Source organism: Acidovorax sp. GW821-FHT10E04 (assembly GCF_059415185.1).
The window spans coordinates 146,120-164,014 of the sequence record NZ_JBWKMT010000003.1 but is presented as its reverse complement, the minus strand read 5'-3'; the positions used below and the strand labels follow the sequence as shown (position 1 = coordinate 164,014).

The following is a 17,895-nucleotide window of genomic DNA, read 5'->3' as shown; positions in this document are numbered from 1 at the left end:
GTCGCGGGGCATTCAAGCACAATTTAGTCAGTTTGCCTGACAATGTGTGAATGCCTGATATGCCTCTTCCTTCACCCGCCGAAGACGGCTGGCGCCAGACCCACCTGGGCCGCCTGTTCGGCCACGCCATGCGGCGCTTCGACGCGCGCGTGCTGCAGCTCATGGCGCACAACGTGGAGGTGCCGCTGGCGCTGTCCAACCTCGCGGCGCGCGACCAGGTGAGCGCCGCCCACGTGCACATCACGCGCCACCTGGCGCTGCAGGGCGACCGGCTGACCGACCTGGCCCAGCGCGCGGGCATGACCAAGCAGGCGATGGCCAACCTGGTGGACCAGTGCGAGGCCTGGGGCCTGGTCACGCGCGAGGCCGATCCGCTGGATGCGCGTGCGCGCCGCGTGTGCTTCACGCCCACGGGCCTGGCCTGGCTGCAGGCGTTTCGCGATGCCGTCGCGCAGGCCGAGGCGGAGTTCCGGGCGGAGGTGGGCAACGACGTGGCCACCGTGGTGGCGATCGGGCTGGAGGCCTATGCGGGCGGCTAGGCCGCCGCACGGTCATCCTGGCGCCCAAGGGGGGGCTTCAGACGCGCAGGGCGCTCTCCTGCCGCGCGGCGTGGCTCAGCGCGTGGGGGTCCAGCCGCAGCGCGCGCAATGCCCGCGCCGCCACGCCCTGCGGCGTGGCCGCGATCAGTGCCACCACGTGCGCACCCAGCAAGGGGCCGGGCTGGCCCTTGCGGGCCTCCGCCAGTGCCTGGATGAGGCCCTCGCCGGAGGGCTGCGCGCGGTAGATCCCGGCCTGCGGCGCACAGGGTGCGGCGGGCGGCATTTCGGCATCAATACCGATCTGCGCCAGCGCATCGCGGTACTGCTGTTCGATCGCGGCGGGCAGGGCGTCCGGGTCCGCGCCAACGCGCGCGAAAGCGCGGCGCGCGGAGCCGTCGGGCAGCTCGATGGCGGCCAGCAGGAAGTGCTCAGCGCCCGGTTGCGGCTGGCCCCGTGCGCGGCGCGCGTGCACAGCCGGCGCAGAGTGCGCATGTCGTTCAGGCGCTGGCGGATGTGTTGCAGCATGGGGAGGAGTCCTTCCATCATCCAGGGGGGGCGGGGCGCGTGGCCTGGGGAGAGAGCCGCTTGTGCGCCGCCTGCTTGCTGACGCCCAGGGCCTGGGCAATCTGCGCCCACGACCAGCCCTGCTTCAGGGCTGTGGCCACGGCCGCCGCCTCCAGCCGGTCGGCCATCAGGCGCAAGGCCACCACGGCGGCCAGCGCGGCTTCGGGGTCGTCGTGCGGGGGCAGCTGCAGGGGCGGTGGGGTCGGCATTCGTCAACTGTAGTTGACGGAACTCATATCGTCAACAAGGGTTGACGACAGGGCCGGGAGCCTGGCCCGGGGGCGGGCCCTCAGGGCGCCGGCCCGGTGCCAGCCGCGGCGCCCGTGGGCGGGGGCGCCGCGCCTGCGGGCTCCGCGCAGGCCAGCAACCACTGCCGGAAGCACTGCAGCGCATGCAGCTGCGTGCGGCCTTCGGGGTAGCAGAGCCAGTAGCCCACCTCGCTCTGGTAGCCCCCGCGCTGGACGGCGGCGGCCAGCGGCTCGCGCACCAGGCCGGCGGTGATCTCGTCCTGCACCAGGCAGCGCGGCACCAGGGCCAGGCCCATGCCGGCCATCACCGCGCGGATCATGGTCTGGAACTGGTCGAACTGCGGGCCGGCCAGCGGGTCGAGCTGGCCCTGTACCCCGTGCGTCTCGCTCCAGCGCAGCCAGGCCTCGGGCACGGTCACATGGCGCAGCAGCGCGTAGCGCGCCACGTCGCGCGGGGTGTGGATGGGCCAGTCCGCCACCTTGGCGCGCGGCGCGATCAGGGCCACGTCGTTGCCCGTGATGTAGTGGGCGTGGGCGCCCGGCCAGTGGCCATCGCCGAACAGGATGGCGCAGTCGAGCTCGGGCCGTTCGAAGTTGTAGCTGTGCACGTACGGCACGAAGTGCAGCGTGACCTGCGGGTGCTGCTGCTGGAACTGCGGCAGGCGCGGAATGAGCCACTTGGCGGCGAAGGTGGGCAGGCTCGACAGGTGCAGCGCGCCGCCGCCGTCATCGCTGGTGATCAGCTCCAGTGTGGCGGCCTCCAGCTGCGCCAGCACGGCGCGCACGGCCTTCTCGTAGCGCTCGCCCGCGGGGGTCAGCGCCAGGCGCTTGCGGCTGCGCTCGAACAGCGGCACGCCCACCCAGGCCTCCAGTTCCTTCACCTGCTTGCTCACCGCGCTCTGCGTGAGGTGCAGGGCCTCGGCGGCCCGCGAGACGCTGCCGAAGCGCGTGACGGTGGAAAACGCCCGCAGCAGGTGCAAGGGGGGTGAAAGGCGGCGCAGGGAAGACATCGTAAGTTATCAAATCATTCCATATGGGAATGTTATCAGGCATATCCATTGCTTGGTAGGGCTTGTGGATTCCATTAGTCTCAACTTACCCCATAGGAGAAATGTCCCATGCAACGCCGTCATCTGCTCTCAGCCCTGGCCACAGTATCTTTCGTTCCTGGAATAACTCTGGCGCAAGAAGGCAAGCCCCTGCGCATCATCGTGCCCTTTCCGCCCGGAGGCGCCACGGACATGACCGTGCGCAGCCTGCAGGAGTCGCTGGCCCGCATCCTCAAGCAGCCCGTGGTGCTGGAAAACCGCGGCGGCGCGGGGGGCTCCATCGGCATGGCCGAAGCCGCGCGCGCTCCGGCCGACGGCCTCACGCTGGGCGTGGCCACGCTGTCCACGCATGGCGTGAACCCCGCCGTCTACAGCAAGCTGCCCTACGACCCCATCAAGGACTTCGTGGGCGTGACCGAGATGGTGAAGGCCCCCGGCGTCGTGGTGGTGAACCCGGCCGTGCTGCCCGTCAAGGACTTTGCCGACCTCGTGAAGTACCTGAAGGCCCATCCCGGCAAGGTTTCGTATGCCACGCCCGGCAACGGCACCATCGGCCACATGTGGGGCGAGCTGTTCAAGAGCAGCACCGGCACGGCCATGGTGCACATTCCCTACCGCGGTGCGGGCCCGGCCGTCAACGACGTGCTGGCCGGCCAGGTGGCGGTGTATTTCGACCAGGTGGCTTCCTCGCTGCCGCACATCAAGTCCGGCAAGCTCAGGGCGCTGGCGGTGTCCTGGCCCGAGCGGCTTGACGTGCTGCCCGACGTCCCCACCTACGCACAGCTGGGTTTCGCCAACAACAACGACCCGTCCTGGTTCGGCCTGGTGGCTCCCGCGGGCACGCCCGCGGCCGCGGTGGACCGCATCCAGCAGGCCGTGGCCCAGGCGCTCAAGGAGCCCGCCGTGCGCGAGCGCCTGGCGGGACAGGGGCTGTACCCGTCGGGCACCACGTCCCGGGACTTCACGGCGCAGATCGCCCGCGAGATCGACAAGATGAAACGGGTGGCGGCCTTTGCGAAGGTGGCGCTGGATTGACATGGGCCCCCGCTGAGCCGCCTCGCGCGATCCACCCCACGGGCGGTGGCGGGCCGGCGGCCAGGGGGAGCCCCATTTTCTTCGATACCGGGCCCCTGGGCCCGGCGGCCACAGCTGGAGGAGTCCGTCTCAGGGATAACCATGGTCTCCAACCGGTCCGGGCGGCTAGGCCGGCCGCCCCACTTTGCGCACACTCTGCCTATGCATGCCGCTTTGAAACTGATCAACCGACGATTCCAGCAGGCCCAGCCCGGTGCCACCGGTTCCCCCGGCACCCCGCTGGCGCCTGCGGCCTTCACCTACCTGCCCGGCACCACGGCGCTGGTGCTCGATTCGCCGCACAGCGGCACACAATACCCCGCCGACTTCGGCTCGGCCTGCGACCTGCCCACGCTGCGCCGCGCCGAGGACACGCACGTCGAGAAGATCTACACCTTTGCCCCCGCGCTGGGCGTGGCCTGGGTCGAAGCCCACTTCCCCCGCATCTACCTCGATGCCAACCGCGACACGACCGAGCTCGACACCTCCCTGCTCGACGGCGAGTGGACCGGCCCCATCTCCACCGACCCCCAGGTGCTCAGCAAGGTGCGCCTGGGCAAGGGCCTGATCTGGAAGTTCACCGACGAGGGCGAGCCCATCTACAGCCGCCAGCTCACCGTGGCCGAGGTGCGCGCGCGCATCGACCGCTGCTGGCGCCCCTACCATGCGGCCGTGGCCCAGGCCATCGACGCCGCCCATGCGCGCCACGGCTACAGCATCCACATCAACTGCCACTCCATGCCCGCCGTGGCGGGGCGCTTCGCCACCGAGTTCCCGGGTCTGGAGCACGCGGACTTCGTGGTGGGCGACCGCGACGGCACCACCGCCAGCCCGGCGCTGTCGGCGCTGGTGTGCGAGCACCTGCGCGGCTGTGGCTACAGCGTGGAATACAACCACCCCTACAAGGGCGTGGAGCTGGTGCGCCGCTACGGCAACCCCGCGCAGCACCGCCACAGCATCCAGGTCGAGATCAACCGCAAGCTCTACATGGACGAGGGCACGCTCGCCCAGCACCCCGAGGGCATGGCCCGGCTGCAGGCAGACCTGCAGAAACTGGTGCGCCTGCTGCTCGCACACGATCCGCGCTGACGCGGCGCGCAGGGGCGGGGCCATCCTAGAATCGAGGGCAGGCGCGGCGCCAGACCGCAGCCAACCCTCAAGGAGACACCGCATGCGCATCCTCATTGCCGAAGACGACCAGGTGCTGGCCGATGGCCTGCTGCGCACGCTGCGGGCGTCGGGCGCCGTCGTGGACCACGTGGCCAGCGGCAGCGAGGCCGACGCGGCCCTGCTGACCAACAACGAGTTCGACCTGCTGATCCTGGACCTGGGCCTGCCCCGGATGCACGGGCTGGAGGTGCTCAAGAAGCTGCGCAGCCGGGGCTCGGCGCTGCCCGTGCTCATCCTCACCGCGGCCGACAGCGTGGAAGAGCGCGTCAAGGGCCTGGACTTCGGTGCCGACGACTACATGGCCAAGCCTTTCAGCCTGCAGGAGCTGGAGGCGCGCGTGCGGGCCCTCACGCGCAGGGGCATGGGCGGCACCAGCAGCGCCATCAAGCACGGCCCGCTCGTGTACGACCAGGCCGGCCGCGTGGCCACCATCGACGGCAAGATGATCGAGCTGTCCGCCCGCGAACTGGGCCTGCTGGAAGTGCTGCTGCAGCGCGCGGGCCGCCTGGTGAGCAAGGAGCAGCTGGTGGAGCGCCTGTGCGAATGGGGCGAGGAGGTGAGCAACAACGCCATCGAGGTCTACATCCACCGCCTGCGCAAGAAGATCGAGGGTGGGCCCATCCGCATCGCCACCGTGCGCGGCCTGGGCTATTGCCTCGAAAAGATTCCAGGGTAGCTCCTGAAATGATAGCTGCTTGCGCTTTCTAGACGGGCGCCAGTGGCTCAAAGGGCTTGAAACCTTGAAAATCTTCCAGCGAGAGCAGCGCTCCCTCTTCGGCGAGATCCTTGACTGGATGCTCACGCCGCTGCTGCTGCTGTGGCCCGTGAGCCTGGCGCTCACCTGGCTCGTGGCCCAGGGTCTGGCCAACAAGCCGTTCGACCGGGCGCTGGAGTACAACGCCCATGCGCTGGCCCAGCTCGTGTCCGTGGTGGGCGGCAAGGTGCAGTTCAACCTGCCCCAGCCGGCCAGCGAAATCCTGCGCGCGGACGACTCCGACATCGTCTACTACCAGGTCATCGGCCCGGGGGGCGAATTCCTCTCCGGCGAACGGGAACTGCCCGAGCCCGCCAGCGACGAGGTGCCCCTGTCCGGCGAGGTGCGCCTGCGCGACGCCGAGATGCGCGGCATCGAGATCCGCGTGGCCTACATCTGGGTGCGCCTGCCGCTGGAGGGCACGCCCGTGGCGCTGGTGCAGGTGGCCGAGACGCGCGAAAAGCGCAGCGTGCTGGCCACCGAGATCATCAAGGGCGTGATGCTGCCGCAGTTCGTCATCCTGCCGCTGGCGGTGCTGCTGGTGTGGCTGGCGCTCGCGCGCGGCATCCAGCCGCTGAACCAGCTGGAGCAGCGCATCCGCGCGCGCAACCCCGACGACCTCTCGCCGCTGGACGACCGCACCGTGCCGCTCGAGGTCGCGCCGCTGGTCTCGTCGGTGAACGACCTGCTCACGCGCCTGAACGACTCGCTGGCCACGCAAAAGCGTTTCCTGGCCGACGCGGCGCACCAGCTCAAGACCCCGCTGGCGGGCCTGCGCATGCAGGCCGACCTGGCCCAGCGCGAAGGCACCAGCACCGAAGAGCTCAAGCGCTCGCTGCAGCAGATCGGCCGCTCCAGCATCCGCGCCACGCACACCGTGAACCAGCTGCTCGCATTGGCGCGCGCGGAAGGCAGCGGCGTGGGCATCGCGCGCCAGCCCTGCGACCTGGCGCGCCTCGTGATCGAGGTGGTGCGCGACTCGGTGCCGCGCGCGCTCGAAAAACACATCGACCTGGGCTACGACGGCGCCGAGCCCGGCTCACCCGGCGTGCTGCTGGACGGCAACCCCACGCTGCTCAAGGAACTGGTGCGCAACCTGCTCGACAACGCCATCAACTACACGCCTTCCACCCCCGCCAAGCCCGGCGTGGTCACGGCCCACGTGCTGGCCGATACCTTCGGCCACGTGCTGCTGCTGCAGGTGGAAGACTCCGGCCCCGGCGTGCCCGAGGCCGAGCGCGAGCTGGTGTTCCAGCCCTTTTACCGGGCGCTGGGCAGCGAGGCCGACGGCTCGGGCCTGGGCCTGCCCATCGTGCTGGAGATCGCACGCAAGCACGGGGCCGAGGTCACGCTGGAAGACGCGCGCCCTGGCCACCACCCGCCCGGCGCGCGTTTCAGCGTGCGGTTCGCGGCGCGGGATGTGGTGGCGGGGTCCTGAGCCAGGCCGGGTGCATCCCGCCGCACGGCCTTTCGCGCTGCGGCACATTCCGCGCCGGAATGGGATGAGTTCCAAACGTCGTTAGCCAGCCCGGCCATGCCTCTCCAGAATGGGCCGCACATGCCGCGAGGCGAGGAGAGGACCACGATGACGACGATGAAACGGCGCAAGCTGCTGATCTCCACCGCCGCTGCCTGCCTGGGAGGTGCTGCCCAGGCGCAATCCGCCCCGGTGTCCACGGGCAGCGCACGGCCCCTGCGGCTGCTGGTGCCCTTTGCCGCGGGCGGCGCCACCGACATCACGGCGCGCGCCCTCGCCGGTCCGCTGTCGCAGTTGCTGGGTGCACCCGTGGCCGTGGAGAACCGCCCCGGCGCGGCCGGCGCCACCTGCATGGCCGAGGTCGCTGCCGCCGCGCCCGACGGCGCCACGCTGGGCGTGGCCACGCTGTCCACCCATGGCGTGAACCCAGCCGTCTACAAACACCTGCCCTACAACGCGCTGGACGGCTTCACCCCCGTCACCGAGATCGTCAAGGCCCCGGGCGTGCTGGTGGTGCACCCCGGCCTGCCGGTGCGCGATTTCGCGCAGTTCATGCAGCACCTGAAGGCGCGGCCGGGCCAGCTGGCCTATGCCTCGCCGGGCAACGGCACCATCGGCCACATGTGGGGCGAGCTGCTCAAGAGCAGTGCCAATGTGCGCATGGACCACCTGCCCCAGGCGGGCGCCGCCGCAGCACTGGCCGAGGTGCTGGCGGGCCGGGTGCCGGTGTACTTCGACCAGGTGGCGTCGTCGCTGCCGCACATCCAGGCCGGCCGTTTGCGGGCCCTGGCCGTGTCGTGGAGCCGGCGCCTGGCCGTTCTGCCCGAGGTGCCCACCTACGCCGAGCTCAGCCTGTTCTCGAACAACGACCCGTCCTGGTTCGGCCTGGTGGCCCCTGCGCACACGCCGGCCGCCACGGCGCGGCGGCTGCGCGACGCGGTGGCCACGGTGTTGCGCGAGCCCGCGGTGCTGGCGCGCCTGGGAGAGCAGGGGCTGTTTGCCTCGGGCAGCCTGCCGGACGAGTTTGCCGCGCAGATCCGCAAGGAGGTCGAGAAGATGCGGCGCGTCAGCCGGTTTGCGCGCATCACGCTCGGCAAGGACGCAGCGTGACGGCTATGCCGCAGGCGCATGCGGCGGACGCAGCGCGCGAAGGGACATCAGCGCCATGAAGAGAAAGCCATTCTGGGTGGGCGCGCGGTACACCCCCAGCGCGCCCAGCACCTGCGCCGCCACGCCCGCGAGTTCCCAGCCGTCGGTCTCGTCCGCTTCCCAGCGCGGCACCGTCAGGGGCGCAAAGCCGCGCTCGTCGCCCCACTCCCACACCGCGGGAATGCGGGCCACCACCTGGGGGTCGTTGTGGAAATTGGCCCAGGCCCACAGCCAGGTGCCGCTGGTCCGGGAAATCGATCCGATGAATTCAATGTCCGCCACCAGCCGCGGCACGCCGGCGTGCGAGAAGGTGAGCGTGCCCTGCACCTGGTCATAGTCCCAGCGCTCGAAGCGCGAGATGCCGTAGTCCGTCTCCAGGGCATCCTGCTTGCCCACCAGGGCCTGGTGGCTTTCGGTGACCGCGTCCACCCAGGCGTCGTGCGGCGCATCCGCCATGGCGCCGACACTCTGCGCCATGGAGTCCTGGTAGCAGTGGTGGCAGATGATCTGCAGGTCCAGGCAGTCCTCGTTGCGCTCGTTCCACTCGCCGCCCTCCCGCTCCAGGGCTGCCTGGCAACTGGCGCACCAGGCGTCGGGAAAGGGGTAGTCCGGCGCCGGCATGCCGCAGAACCAGCGCTGCGCCGGCCGGCGGCACAGGTGCCCGCAGACGTAGGTGGCGGTGGCTTCGCCGTGGCGGTTGCAGTGGATGGCGGAGAGTTCTTCGGTCATGGCGCGGGGCTCGCGAAAGGAGGGGCGGAATCGAAGGATGGGCGCGGAACGCCGGGCGCGACCGCCAGCGCGGCCACCACGGTTCAGCCGCAGGCGCGCATCGTCTTGCCGGCCATCGCCGTGCGCAGGGCGTCCAGCTGGGGGCGCAGCGATTCGGTCACGGCGGGCAGTCGCAGCGTGAAACCTGCCGTGTCCGGCCGCTCCTGCACCACGCGGGCCGTGCGCACGCCCTTGCCGCCCAACGTGGCCAGCTCGCGCTCGGCGGCCTCCTTCGAGGCGAAGCGGCCCAGCGATAGGCCGAATTCCAGGGTGCCGCCCGCGCGGTCGTGGTCGACCTTGCGGGCACGCAGTTCGGCCCGTTTCCTGTCCAGCGTTTCCAGGTCCTCGAAGCGGCCCATGTAGACCATCCAGCGGCCCGGCACGGGCGTGGGCTCGAGCAGCCAGCTGCCCTGGGGCAGGTTGGCGGCGGCGGCGCGCAGGGCGTCGGCCTGGCGTTCGTCGAACACGCCCGCCTGAAGGCATTCGCCGGTGTCGGGCGGGGTGGGGGTCTCGGCGGAAGCCGCAGCCGCTGCGCTGGGGGCGGCGGGCGACGCGGCGGCGGGGGCCTTGCCGGAATTTACCCGCAGGATCTGCAGCGTCTCGGGCCGTATCTGCTGGTCCATGCGCTGGGGCTCGGCCTGCTCCTCGGGGGCGAAGCCCCAGTCCCGAAGCAGCCCCTGCGACCACGCGTAGTAGCCCGCGTTGGCCAGCAGCAGAGCGATCACGGCAAGTCGCAGCATGGGGGCCCTTCCTTGTTTTCCCGCCGGTTGTCCATGGGGTTGCGCGCCCTCGTCCCCGCCCGTGTGGCGGGCCCGCCCAGGGCCAGGGCCGCCATGGAGCGGGCGTCGCCAGGCCACGACGGGCGGCCTTTGCCCCGATGGAGAGGCGCGGCGCGGCTCAGGGGGGGCTCCCCAGCTCTTGCACTGCGCTGGGCCGCACGCTGATCTCGGAACTGGTGATCGCCTGCATGCCGCCGGCCGTGTGCACCAGGAGCGCGCCGTCCTCGCCCACGCCGTGGGCCGTGCCCGCGGTGCCGTCGCTCAGGGCCACGGCACGGCCCTGCAGCACGTCGCGGGCCGCGAAACGTGGCTGCATGGGGCCAAAACCGTAGCCTTCGAACGAGCGCAGCATGCCGATCAGCGGCGGCACGATGCGCAGCAGGGCGGCGGGTGCGTCCAGGCCGGGCTCCACGTCCTGCAGGCTGCCCGGCGGCATGCTCATGCCTTCGCTGCCACGCGGCAGCACGTTGATGCCGATGCCCACGACCACGTAGCGCGCCGTGCCGGCTGGCCCCTGCGGGGACGGCGCGGCCCCCTGGAGCGCCACGAAACTGGCCGTCTCGACCAGGATGCCGCCCAGCTTGCGGTCGCCACCCGCGCCGCCCAGCCAGAGGTCGTTGGGCCATTTCAGGCCCACGCGGGCGGCCTGGCCCGCACCCAGCGGCGGCAGCACGGGCTGCAGGCTCTCGGCCACGCTCACGCCCACGGCGAGCGACAGCCCCGACCAGTCGCGCGGCGCGAGCGGCAGGCCCAGGGACATCATCAGCGAAGACCCCACATCGCTCTGCCACGCCCGCCCCATGCGGCCCCGACCGGCGGTCTGCTGCTCGGCCACGAGCAGCGTGGGCTCGCACTGGCCGGCGCGGGCGCGGCGCATGAGTTCGGTGTTGGTCGAGTCGATGCTGGGCAGCACCTCGACGGTAAAACCGGGTAACAGCGGTGACACCGCCTCCCACACGGCCTCGGCGGGCCAGCGGATGGGGGCGGCGGTCACTGGCGGCGGCCTTTCCGGGCGCCGGGCTGGAGGTTCCCTGGGACTGGCTGGGTGGCCTTGGCGGTTTTGGTCGGTTTGGCGGGCAGGGCGGGCTTCGTGGCCGCCTTGGCGGGGCTGCGCGGCACCGGCGGCGCCCAGCCGCGCTTGGGCGCGAGCAGCGTGCCGCGGCAGTTGTCGCTGCCGCACCAGCAGGGGTATTCCGCCTTCAGCTTGGGCGTGTAGCGCTCTTCGATGATCAGCCCGTAGTCGTAGTTCAGCTCTTCGCCCGCCTTGATATTGCGCAGCGCCGTGATGAAAATGCGGCCGTCCCGTTCGTCGGCATAGCAGTTGGGGTTGCAGCTGTGGTTGATCCAGCGCGAGGAATTGCCGCCGAACTTTGCGTCGATCACGCGGTCTTCATCCACGTGGAAGTAGAACGTGTGGTTGGGCTGCAGGGGGTCGTGCGGGTGGCGGTCCTGCGCCTCCTGCCAGGTGATGACCTCGCCGGTGTACTCCACCAGCACCTCGCCCTCGGCGATGTCCTGGGCGGCGAACACGCCGTTGCCATGGACGCCCGAGCGCCGAGTCTGGATGCGGCGTCCCGGTGCGGCGGTGGGGGCGGCGGGCGAGGCAAAGCGGGGCATGGCAAAAACTCTGTTAACTTGATAGTGCACACATGTGTGCGTGCGCGTGTATGCGCGCGAAACCCGAATTGTAGGAGCGACCGGGCCGGAACCGGGCGCTCAGAACGAACGACGACGATGACAGGCAAGAGCCCCAAATGACCAAGACCCTGGTAATTGCAGAGAAACCCTCCGTGGCGCAGGACATCGTGCGCGCGCTCACCCCCGTAGCGGGCAAGTTCGACAAGCACGACGACCACTTCGAGAACGACCGCTACGTGGTCACCAGCGCCGTGGGCCACCTCGTGGAGATCCAGGCGCCCGAGGAGTTCGACGTGAAGCGCGGCAAGTGGAGCTTTGCCCACTTGCCCGTGATCCCGCCGTACTTCGACCTGAAGCCCGTGGACAAGACCAAGACGCGCCTGAACGCGGTGGTCAAGCAGGCCAAGCGCAAGGACGTGACGCAACTCATCAACGCCTGTGACGCGGGCCGCGAGGGCGAGCTGATCTTCCGCCTGATCGAGCAGTACGCCGGCGGCGCCAAGCCCCTGGGCAAGCCCGTCAAGCGCCTGTGGCTGCAGTCCATGACGCCCCAGGCCATCCGCGACGGCTTCGACGCACTGCGCACCGAGCAGCAGATGGCGGGCCTGGCCAGCGCCGCGCGCAGCCGCAGCGAGGCCGACTGGCTGGTGGGCATCAACGGCACGCGCGCCATGACGGCGTTCAACTCGCGCGACGGCGGGTTCTTCTTGACCACCGTGGGCCGCGTGCAGACGCCCACGCTGTCGCTGGTGGTGGAGCGCGAGGAAAAGATCCGCAAGTTCGTGAGCCGCGACTACTGGGAAATCCACGCCACCTTCGGCGCGCAGGCCGGCGAGTACCCCGCCAAGTGGTTCGACCCCAAGTGGAAGAAGGGCGAGGACGTGGAGATGCGCGCGGACCGCGTGTGGTCCGCCGCCGAGGCCACGGCCATTGCGAACGCCGTGCGCGGCAAGCAGGCCACCGTCACCGAAGAGAGCAAGCCCACCACGCAGGCGTCGCCCCTGCTGTTCGACCTGACCAGCCTGCAGCGCGAGGCCAACGGCAAGTTCGGTTTCTCGGCCAAGACCACGCTGGCGCTGGCGCAAAGCCTGTACGAGCGCCACAAGGCCCTGACGTACCCGCGTACCGACTCGCGCGCGCTGCCCGAGGACTACCTGCCCGTGGCCAGGCAGACCTTCGAGATGCTGGCCGACAGCGGCATGCGCCACCTCGCGCCGCACGCCGCCACGGCGCTGAGCAACAACTACGTGCGCCCGTCCAAGCGCATCTTCGACAACAGCAAGGTGAGCGATCACTTTGCCATCATCCCCACGCTGCAGGCCCCCAGCGGCCTCTCCGACGCCGAGCAGAAGCTGTACGACCTGGTCGTGCGCCGCTTCATGGCGGTGTTCTTCCCGAGCGCCGAATACACCGTCACCACCCGTATTTCCACGGTGGCGCCCCACAGCTTCAAGACCGAAGGCAAGGTGCTGGTCAGGCCCGGCTGGCTGGCCATCTACGGCAAGGAAGCCGCCGATGAGGTGGAAGGTGGCAAGGACGGCGACAAGGGCCAGAACCTCGTGCCCGTGAAGCCCGGCGAAAGCGTGAGCACCCTGGCAGCCGACCCCAAGGGCCTCAAGACCAAGCCGCCCGCCCGCTACTCCGAAGCCACGCTGCTGGGCGCCATGGAAAGCGCCGGCAAGCAGATCGACGACGACGAGCTGCGCGAAGCCATGCAGGAAAAAGGCCTGGGCACGCCCGCTACGCGCGCGGCCATCATCGAAGGCCTGTTGACCGAAAAGTACATGCTGCGCGAAGGCCGCGAAATCATTCCCACGGCCAAGGCCTTCCAGCTCATGACGCTGCTGCGCGGGCTGGAGGTCGAGGAACTGTGCCGCGCCGACCTGACCGGCGAATGGGAGTTCAAGCTCTCGCAGATGGAAAAGGGGCAGCTCAGCCGCGAATCCTTCATGGCCGACATCGCCGCCATGACCGAGCGCATGGTCAAGAAGGCCAAGGAATACGACCGCGACACCATCCCCGGCGACTACGCCACGCTTGAATCGCCCTGCCCCAACTGCGGCGGCACGGTGAAGGAAAACTACCGCCGCTTTGCCTGCGTGGGCAAGCCTGGTGCGGAAGGCTGCGGCTTCAGCTTCGGCAAGTCGCCCGCGGGCCGCACCTTCGAGACGGCCGAGGCCAACGCCCTGCTGCGCGACAAGAAGATCGGCCCGCTGGAGGGTTTCCGCTCCAAGGCGGGCTGGCCCTTCACCTCCGAGATCGTCATCAAGTACGACGACGAGGCGCACAACTACAAGCTCGAATTCGACTTTGGCGACGACAAGAAGGGCGAGGAGTCTGGCGAGCTCGTGGAGTTTGAAGACGCCGCGCTCGGCCCCTGCCCCATCTGCGGATCGGAAGTGCACGAGCACGGCAGCAACTACGTGTGCAGCAAGGCCGTGCCCACCGCCGCGCAGCCCACGCCCAGCTGCACTTTCAAGAGCGGCAAGATCATCCTGCAGCAGCCCGTGGAGCGCGAGCAGATGCACAAGCTGCTGGAGACGGGCAAGACCGACCTGCTCGACAAGTTCGTGAGCATGCGCACGCGCCGCGCCTTCAAGGCCCACCTGGCGTGGGACAAGGAGGCGGGCAAGGTCAACTTCGAGTTCGCACCGAGCAAGTTCCCGCCGCGCCCAGGCGCTGCTGCAAAAACAGTAGCTGCCAAGGCTGGAAAGACAAGCGCTGCAGCCAAAAAGTCCGCCAAACCTGCCGCCGCCAAGAAAGCCCCGGCCACCAAGACCGCCGCTGCCAAGGCACCGCGCAAGGCCGCAGCCGGCAAGGCCCCCAGCGCCGCCCTGGCCGCCGTGATCGGCGCCGAGCCCGTGGCCCGGCCCGAGGCCGTCAAGAAGATGTGGGAATACATCAAGGCAAACAACCTGCAGGACCCCAAGGACAAGCGCACCATCATCGCCGACGACAAGCTGCGCGCCGTGTTTGGCAAGAACAGCGCGGGCATGTTCGAGCTGGCGGGCATTCTGGGCAACCACCTGGGTGGCGAAGGATGAAGCCACGCGCAGCATCCGCAGCATCGCCTGTGTGGGGCTTCTGGCGCACCGCGCTGGTGGCTCTCGCGGTCGTTGGCGCGCTGGGCGGCTGCAGCAGCACGACAGGTTCTGCGCGCTCCAGCGACCCCGCGAGCCCGCAGCAACCGCAGGGCGCCAGCGGCGTCACCGTGTTTGGCGATATCGATGTGGGCGTATCGCGGGAGCGCACGCGCTGACGCGTGGTGTGCTGCCTTGCAGGCCGTCCCCGCTGAACCTGCCGAACCTGCGCGGAGCCAGCCTTTCCGCCCCCACGGTCGATGATGGACCCTGAACCGCTGGGGAAAGAATGATGGGCGAACCCGCGCTGTCCTTGCAGATCGCCACCACGGTGCAGCACCGCATCCACACCGTCACCGTGCGCATGGATTCGGTGGGCTGGGTGGTGTCGGGCACCAAGCACCTGGTCACGCCCGGCGGCGGGCACCGCTACCCCAGCGGCCGGGTGTTCGTGCTGCCGCGCGGCGCGCAGTGGGAGGTGGTCAACGACCCGGCACCCCAAGGCCGCTATGTGGCGCGGCTGCTGTGTTTTGCGCCCGAGCTGGTGGCGCAGTTCCACCGGCAGTTCGGCCAGTTCGCGGCCATTCCACCAGTGCAAGGCTGCGCGGGCCTCGCGGCCGACGCCGCCTTTGAAGACAGCTATATGCGCGCCGTGGCCGCGCTGGAGAGCGATGCCAGCTCGCAGGCGCTGCGCGAACACCGCGCGCTCGAAGTGCTGCTGATGCTGGCCGAGGCGGGCATCGTCTTCGCCCCGCCCGGCGAGCTGGGCTGGGCCGAACGTGTGCGCCGCCTGGTGGGCCCGAGCCCCCAGGCCGACTGGACGCTCGAACGCATCGCCAAGGCCTTTGCCATCAGCGCCAGCACCCTGCAGCGCCGCCTGGCCCAAGAGGGCGAAACCGTGAGCCAGTGCCTGCGCGACGTGCGGCTGGAGACGGCGCTGGTGCTGCTGCAAAGCTCCGCGCTGCAGGTGTCCGAGATCGCTGCGCGCTGCGGCTACGAGTCGCACAGCCGCTTCAGCGCGGCCTTCCGCGAACGCTTTGGCTTTCCGCCCTCGCAGCTGCGGCCCTGATTCCTGCGGCTGACGCGCAGCGCACAGCCATTGACGCCACCGGGCCAATGCGAAGGCGCGGCGCGCAGCACCATCAAGCCCTTGTTTCACACCGCTACTGCAAGGAGCTTTTCAGATGCCCCACCCACTTTCACGCCCCCTTCGCGTTGGCACCGCCATCGCGGCACTCGCCACGATCGGTTTGGCCCCAGCCGCCCACGCCCAGGCCTTCGCGCTCACCAGCCCCGACTTTGCCGAAGGCAGCACACTGCCCCAGCGCTTCGAGTTCAAGGGCTTTGGCTGTGCGGGCGACAACCAATCACCCGCCCTGCGCTGGAGCGGCGCGCCTGCTGGCACCCAGAGCTTCGCCGTCACCGCCTACGACCCCGATGCCCCCACCGGCTCGGGCTGGTGGCACTGGTCGGTGGTCAACATCCCCGCCAGCACCACCGAGCTGCGGTCCGACGCGGGTGCTGCTGGCGGCGCCAAGCTGCCCGCAGGCGCCAGCCATGTGCGCATTGACTATGGCGTGGCCGCCTGGGGCGGGGCCTGCCCGCCCGAAGGCGATGTGCCGCACCGCTACATCTTCACCGTGCACGCGCTCAAGGTGCCGCGCCTGGACCTGCCTGCCGACGCCACCGCTGCGCTGGCCGGCTACATGATCAACGCCCACAGCCTGGGCAAGGCCACGCTCACGGCGCGCTATGGGCGCCCTGCGGCGAAAGGGAAGCAGCAGCCGTGATAGGGCGTGGCCCGGTGGGCGATGCGATGTTTTAAGCTTGGTGGTCGCCCACCACCCCGCCACAGGCCCACCCCATGCGCAGCACCCGCGAACGAGCCCTCTGGTCCCTCCTGGCCGCATTGCTGCTGGCCGCCACAGCCGCCGCATGGTGGACGGCCGACCAGTGGCTGCCCCACGCCGGGCCGTGGACCGAGCAGGCCTGGAAGAAGATCACCCGCCCCGGCCCCGACACCTTGCCGCCCGGCAAACAGCAGCCCGCCGCACAAGCCCGCGCTGCGCACGGCGGCGCGTCCGAGCCCGCGGCCCCGCAGCCGCGCAAGTGCGTGAAGGACGGCCGCACCACCTACACCGACCAGCCCTGCCCCAAGGGCACGCAGGAGCTGCCGGTGGATGGCGCCGTGACCTCGCTGCCCCGCGCGCAGTAAGTTCATGAAGGTGGCGGGCAGCGGCAGGCCCGCCGGTGTGAGGCATGTCGCTTTTTTCCTAGCCTGCCCGGGGGCTGCGCGGATTCAATCGGTGCATTGATTCACTACCCAGGGCCTCTCTCCTTTTCTTTGGGGGGCCGCATGCACCGATGCAAAAACACACACACCTGCGCACCTTTTTTCTTTTGCTGGCCCTCGTGGGCCTGGCCGTCCCCTGGTACTTCAATGGGGTGTACTTTCTGGCGGGCGGCAGCGTGATGCCCGATGTCTTCTGGCGGGATGCGTTTGCCAATGCACTCACCACCGGCATCACCCTCGACGTGTACCTGGCCGCCGTGGCGTTCTCGGCCTGGGTGGCGGCAGACCGCAGCCTGGGTGCGTGGCGCTGGGCTTACATCGCGGCCTGCTTTTGCATTGGCCTCGCGTTTGTGATGCCGCTCTACCTGGCTCAGCGCTTGCGCGTGGGCTCCAAGGGTGGGGCAGGCTGATTCGGCAGGGCCTGCGCGCCGATCTGCAAGGGCCAGTGCGCGGTGAGCGGGCTGCGCGTGCCTTGCACCAGAGCCTGCAGCGGGTGGCCCGCCAGCCTGCGCACATCGCGCCCCATGTGCGACTGGTCGTAGTACCCCTGGCCGGCGGCCAGGTCCACCACCGGGCCGCCGGGCGCGGCGAGGGCGTTGCCCAGCGTGCGGTTCAGCCGCGCAATCACCTGAAACTGCTTGGGCGCCATGCCCCAGTGCGCCGCAAAGCGCCGCTCAAACTGCCGCTGGCCCAGGCCCATGCGCTGGTGGCCTGATTCCGCGCCCGTGGCGTCGGCGCTGGCCGCCTGCAGCAAGGCCAGGGCTTGCCGCCGCCATGCATCACAAGGCGACGGCGGTGCGGCCAGCTGCCGGACGAACTGGTGCAGCACCGTAAGCCGTGTGGCATCGTCTGCCGCCGCCAGCACGCCATGCTCCACCTCTGCCCATTGCGGGCCCACCAGTTCCGCCAGCGGCCGTAGCGTGTTCACCAGCCCGCGTGCACTGCCAAACAGCGCCGCGGCGGCCTCAGGCTGCAGCACCAGCCCCACGGCCCGCACCGGTCCGCCGTGTTCGTACACCGTGGCCGTGGTGCTGGCGCTGATCCAGGCCGACGGCGGCACCAGCGCGCCCCGGCACCGCACCTGCCCGGCCAGCCGCACCACCAGCATGCTCGACACCATCGCCGGGAAATGCGACTGCGCCAGTTCCGCAGGGGCATCGATCACCACCGCTGCCATCAACCAGGGCTGTAGATCGGAGGGGAGGGGCACAAGACGCTGCATGCCCGGATTCTGCACACCGGCGATGTGCTGGCAGGAACACCCGTCCAGCCACGCGCGCGACATGCGCCTGCCGCACCGCCCGGCTATCCTT

Annotated in this window: 20 protein-coding genes; 12 read left to right on the top strand and 8 right to left on the bottom strand. The window is 70.0% G+C overall.

Annotated features, from left to right (window positions below; translation table 11 throughout):
- Positions 1–50 precede the first annotated feature (50 nt).
- Positions 51–539, top strand: a complete 489-nt coding sequence (locus AC07OC_RS10165; protein WP_218339455.1) for a MarR family winged helix-turn-helix transcriptional regulator — start codon at positions 51–53, stop codon at positions 537–539.
- A gap of 37 nt (positions 540–576) precedes the next feature.
- Here the strand turns inward: AC07OC_RS10165 and AC07OC_RS10160 are convergent, their stop codons facing one another.
- From AC07OC_RS10160 to AC07OC_RS10150, 3 genes are all read right to left on the bottom strand, one after another.
- Entirely contained in the window at positions 577–1,011 is a 435-nt protein-coding gene (locus AC07OC_RS10160) for a Clp protease N-terminal domain-containing protein (RefSeq protein WP_494601104.1), read from the bottom strand.
- A 70-nt stretch (positions 1,012–1,081) separates the two neighbouring features.
- Complete coding sequence (locus tag AC07OC_RS10155; RefSeq protein ID WP_492254184.1) at positions 1,082–1,312, bottom strand: helix-turn-helix domain-containing protein; 231 nt, start codon at positions 1,310–1,312, stop codon at positions 1,082–1,084.
- An 80-nt stretch (positions 1,313–1,392) separates the two neighbouring features.
- Positions 1,393–2,361, bottom strand: coding sequence for a LysR substrate-binding domain-containing protein (locus AC07OC_RS10150; protein ID WP_369643709.1), 969 nt, complete (start codon positions 2,359–2,361; stop codon positions 1,393–1,395).
- A gap of 108 nt (positions 2,362–2,469) precedes the next feature.
- Between AC07OC_RS10150 and AC07OC_RS10145 the strand changes: the two genes are divergently transcribed.
- From AC07OC_RS10145 to AC07OC_RS10125, 5 genes are all read left to right on the top strand, one after another.
- Complete coding sequence (locus AC07OC_RS10145; protein ID WP_218297178.1) at positions 2,470–3,435, top strand: tripartite tricarboxylate transporter substrate binding protein BugE; 966 nt, start codon at positions 2,470–2,472, stop codon at positions 3,433–3,435.
- 201 nt (positions 3,436–3,636) lie between these two features.
- Positions 3,637–4,563 (top strand): N-formylglutamate amidohydrolase, encoded by a 927-nt coding sequence (locus AC07OC_RS10140; RefSeq protein WP_494601102.1) that lies wholly within the window; start codon positions 3,637–3,639, stop codon positions 4,561–4,563.
- Positions 4,564–4,645: 82 nt separating this feature from the next.
- Positions 4,646–5,320 (top strand): response regulator, encoded by a 675-nt coding sequence (locus tag AC07OC_RS10135; protein ID WP_218297180.1) that lies wholly within the window; start codon positions 4,646–4,648, stop codon positions 5,318–5,320.
- Positions 5,321–5,384: 64 nt separating this feature from the next.
- Positions 5,385–6,836, top strand: a complete 1,452-nt coding sequence (locus AC07OC_RS10130) for a sensor histidine kinase (protein WP_218297181.1) — start codon at positions 5,385–5,387, stop codon at positions 6,834–6,836.
- 156 nt (positions 6,837–6,992) lie between these two features.
- The gene (locus tag AC07OC_RS10125) at positions 6,993–7,985 is read left to right on the top strand and encodes a tripartite tricarboxylate transporter substrate-binding protein (RefSeq protein WP_494601425.1); all 993 of its coding nucleotides are present in this window, start codon (positions 6,993–6,995) and stop codon (positions 7,983–7,985) included.
- A 3-nt stretch (positions 7,986–7,988) separates the two neighbouring features.
- Here AC07OC_RS10125 and AC07OC_RS10120 read toward each other — a convergent pair whose 3' ends face one another.
- The 4 genes from AC07OC_RS10120 to AC07OC_RS10105 all read right to left on the bottom strand — a co-directional run bounded on the left by AC07OC_RS10120 (position 7,989) and on the right by AC07OC_RS10105 (position 11,188).
- The gene (locus AC07OC_RS10120; protein WP_494601100.1) at positions 7,989–8,753 is read right to left on the bottom strand and encodes a DUF6882 domain-containing protein; all 765 of its coding nucleotides are present in this window, start codon (positions 8,751–8,753) and stop codon (positions 7,989–7,991) included.
- An 83-nt stretch (positions 8,754–8,836) separates the two neighbouring features.
- On the bottom strand, positions 8,837–9,532 hold the full coding sequence (locus AC07OC_RS10115; protein ID WP_218297183.1) for an SPOR domain-containing protein: 696 nt from the start codon (positions 9,530–9,532) through the stop codon (positions 8,837–8,839).
- 157 nt (positions 9,533–9,689) lie between these two features.
- Positions 9,690–10,565 carry a biotin--[acetyl-CoA-carboxylase] ligase gene (locus tag AC07OC_RS10110; protein WP_218339462.1) on the bottom strand — a complete coding sequence of 292 codons (876 nt, stop codon included), beginning with the start codon at positions 10,563–10,565 and terminating at the stop codon, positions 9,690–9,692.
- Complete coding sequence (locus tag AC07OC_RS10105) at positions 10,562–11,188, bottom strand: SET domain-containing protein (RefSeq protein WP_218297185.1); 627 nt, start codon at positions 11,186–11,188, stop codon at positions 10,562–10,564. The genes AC07OC_RS10110 and AC07OC_RS10105 overlap by 4 nt, the downstream gene beginning before the upstream one ends.
- Positions 11,189–11,325: 137 nt before the next feature.
- On the opposite strand from AC07OC_RS10105, the gene AC07OC_RS10100 reads away from it, so the two are divergent.
- The 6 genes from AC07OC_RS10100 to AC07OC_RS10075 all read left to right on the top strand — a co-directional run bounded on the left by AC07OC_RS10100 (position 11,326) and on the right by AC07OC_RS10075 (position 16,992).
- Positions 11,326–14,253 carry a DNA topoisomerase III gene (locus tag AC07OC_RS10100; protein ID WP_494601098.1) on the top strand — a complete coding sequence of 976 codons (2,928 nt, stop codon included), beginning with the start codon at positions 11,326–11,328 and terminating at the stop codon, positions 14,251–14,253.
- Positions 14,250–14,468 (top strand): hypothetical protein, encoded by a 219-nt coding sequence (locus AC07OC_RS10095; RefSeq protein ID WP_492806628.1) that lies wholly within the window; start codon positions 14,250–14,252, stop codon positions 14,466–14,468. The genes AC07OC_RS10100 and AC07OC_RS10095 overlap by 4 nt, the downstream gene beginning before the upstream one ends.
- Before the next feature lie 110 nt (positions 14,469–14,578).
- Complete coding sequence (locus AC07OC_RS10090; protein WP_494601095.1) at positions 14,579–15,358, top strand: helix-turn-helix transcriptional regulator; 780 nt, start codon at positions 14,579–14,581, stop codon at positions 15,356–15,358.
- Between the two features lie 115 nt (positions 15,359–15,473).
- Positions 15,474–16,079, top strand: coding sequence for a YbhB/YbcL family Raf kinase inhibitor-like protein (locus AC07OC_RS10085; RefSeq protein WP_369643703.1), 606 nt, complete (start codon positions 15,474–15,476; stop codon positions 16,077–16,079).
- Positions 16,080–16,153: 74 nt separating this feature from the next.
- On the top strand, positions 16,154–16,504 hold the full coding sequence (locus tag AC07OC_RS10080) for a DUF4124 domain-containing protein (RefSeq protein WP_494601093.1): 351 nt from the start codon (positions 16,154–16,156) through the stop codon (positions 16,502–16,504).
- Between the two features lie 149 nt (positions 16,505–16,653).
- Positions 16,654–16,992 (top strand): DUF2834 domain-containing protein, encoded by a 339-nt coding sequence (locus AC07OC_RS10075; protein ID WP_492806624.1) that lies wholly within the window; start codon positions 16,654–16,656, stop codon positions 16,990–16,992.
- Here the strand turns inward: AC07OC_RS10075 and AC07OC_RS10070 are convergent.
- The gene (locus AC07OC_RS10070; RefSeq protein WP_492806623.1) at positions 16,953–17,804 is read right to left on the bottom strand and encodes a helix-turn-helix domain-containing protein; all 852 of its coding nucleotides are present in this window, start codon (positions 17,802–17,804) and stop codon (positions 16,953–16,955) included. The two genes, AC07OC_RS10075 and AC07OC_RS10070, sit on opposite strands and share 40 nt — an antisense overlap.
- Positions 17,805–17,895: the final 91 nt, after the last annotated feature.

What these genes read in the sequence shown, in the direction of transcription:
- AC07OC_RS10145 (WP_218297178.1), top strand. Translation starts at nt 2,470, where the DNA reads ATGCAACGCCGTCATCTGCTCTCAGCCCTGGCCACAGTATCTTTCGTT.
- AC07OC_RS10105 (WP_218297185.1), bottom strand. Translation starts at nt 11,188, where the DNA reads ATGCCCCGCTTTGCCTCGCCCGCCGCCCCCACCGCCGCACCGGGACGC.
- AC07OC_RS10155 (WP_492254184.1), bottom strand. Translation starts at nt 1,312, where the DNA reads ATGCCGACCCCACCGCCCCTGCAGCTGCCCCCGCACGACGACCCCGAA.
- AC07OC_RS10075 (WP_492806624.1), top strand. Translation starts at nt 16,654, where the DNA reads ATGCAAAAACACACACACCTGCGCACCTTTTTTCTTTTGCTGGCCCTC.
- AC07OC_RS10115 (WP_218297183.1), bottom strand. Translation starts at nt 9,532, where the DNA reads ATGCTGCGACTTGCCGTGATCGCTCTGCTGCTGGCCAACGCGGGCTAC.
- AC07OC_RS10070 (WP_492806623.1), bottom strand. Translation starts at nt 17,804, where the DNA reads ATGCAGCGTCTTGTGCCCCTCCCCTCCGATCTACAGCCCTGGTTGATG.
- AC07OC_RS10090 (WP_494601095.1), top strand. Translation starts at nt 14,579, where the DNA reads ATGATGGGCGAACCCGCGCTGTCCTTGCAGATCGCCACCACGGTGCAG.
- AC07OC_RS10085 (WP_369643703.1), top strand. Translation starts at nt 15,474, where the DNA reads ATGCCCCACCCACTTTCACGCCCCCTTCGCGTTGGCACCGCCATCGCG.
- AC07OC_RS10140 (WP_494601102.1), top strand. Translation starts at nt 3,637, where the DNA reads ATGCATGCCGCTTTGAAACTGATCAACCGACGATTCCAGCAGGCCCAG.
- AC07OC_RS10120 (WP_494601100.1), bottom strand. Translation starts at nt 8,753, where the DNA reads ATGACCGAAGAACTCTCCGCCATCCACTGCAACCGCCACGGCGAAGCC.
- AC07OC_RS10080 (WP_494601093.1), top strand. Translation starts at nt 16,154, where the DNA reads ATGCGCAGCACCCGCGAACGAGCCCTCTGGTCCCTCCTGGCCGCATTG.
- AC07OC_RS10100 (WP_494601098.1), top strand. Translation starts at nt 11,326, where the DNA reads ATGACCAAGACCCTGGTAATTGCAGAGAAACCCTCCGTGGCGCAGGAC.
- AC07OC_RS10125 (WP_494601425.1), top strand. Translation starts at nt 6,993, where the DNA reads ATGAAACGGCGCAAGCTGCTGATCTCCACCGCCGCTGCCTGCCTGGGA.
- AC07OC_RS10165 (WP_218339455.1), top strand. Translation starts at nt 51, where the DNA reads ATGCCTGATATGCCTCTTCCTTCACCCGCCGAAGACGGCTGGCGCCAG.
- AC07OC_RS10095 (WP_492806628.1), top strand. Translation starts at nt 14,250, where the DNA reads ATGAAGCCACGCGCAGCATCCGCAGCATCGCCTGTGTGGGGCTTCTGG.
- AC07OC_RS10150 (WP_369643709.1), bottom strand. Translation starts at nt 2,361, where the DNA reads ATGTCTTCCCTGCGCCGCCTTTCACCCCCCTTGCACCTGCTGCGGGCG.
- AC07OC_RS10135 (WP_218297180.1), top strand. Translation starts at nt 4,646, where the DNA reads ATGCGCATCCTCATTGCCGAAGACGACCAGGTGCTGGCCGATGGCCTG.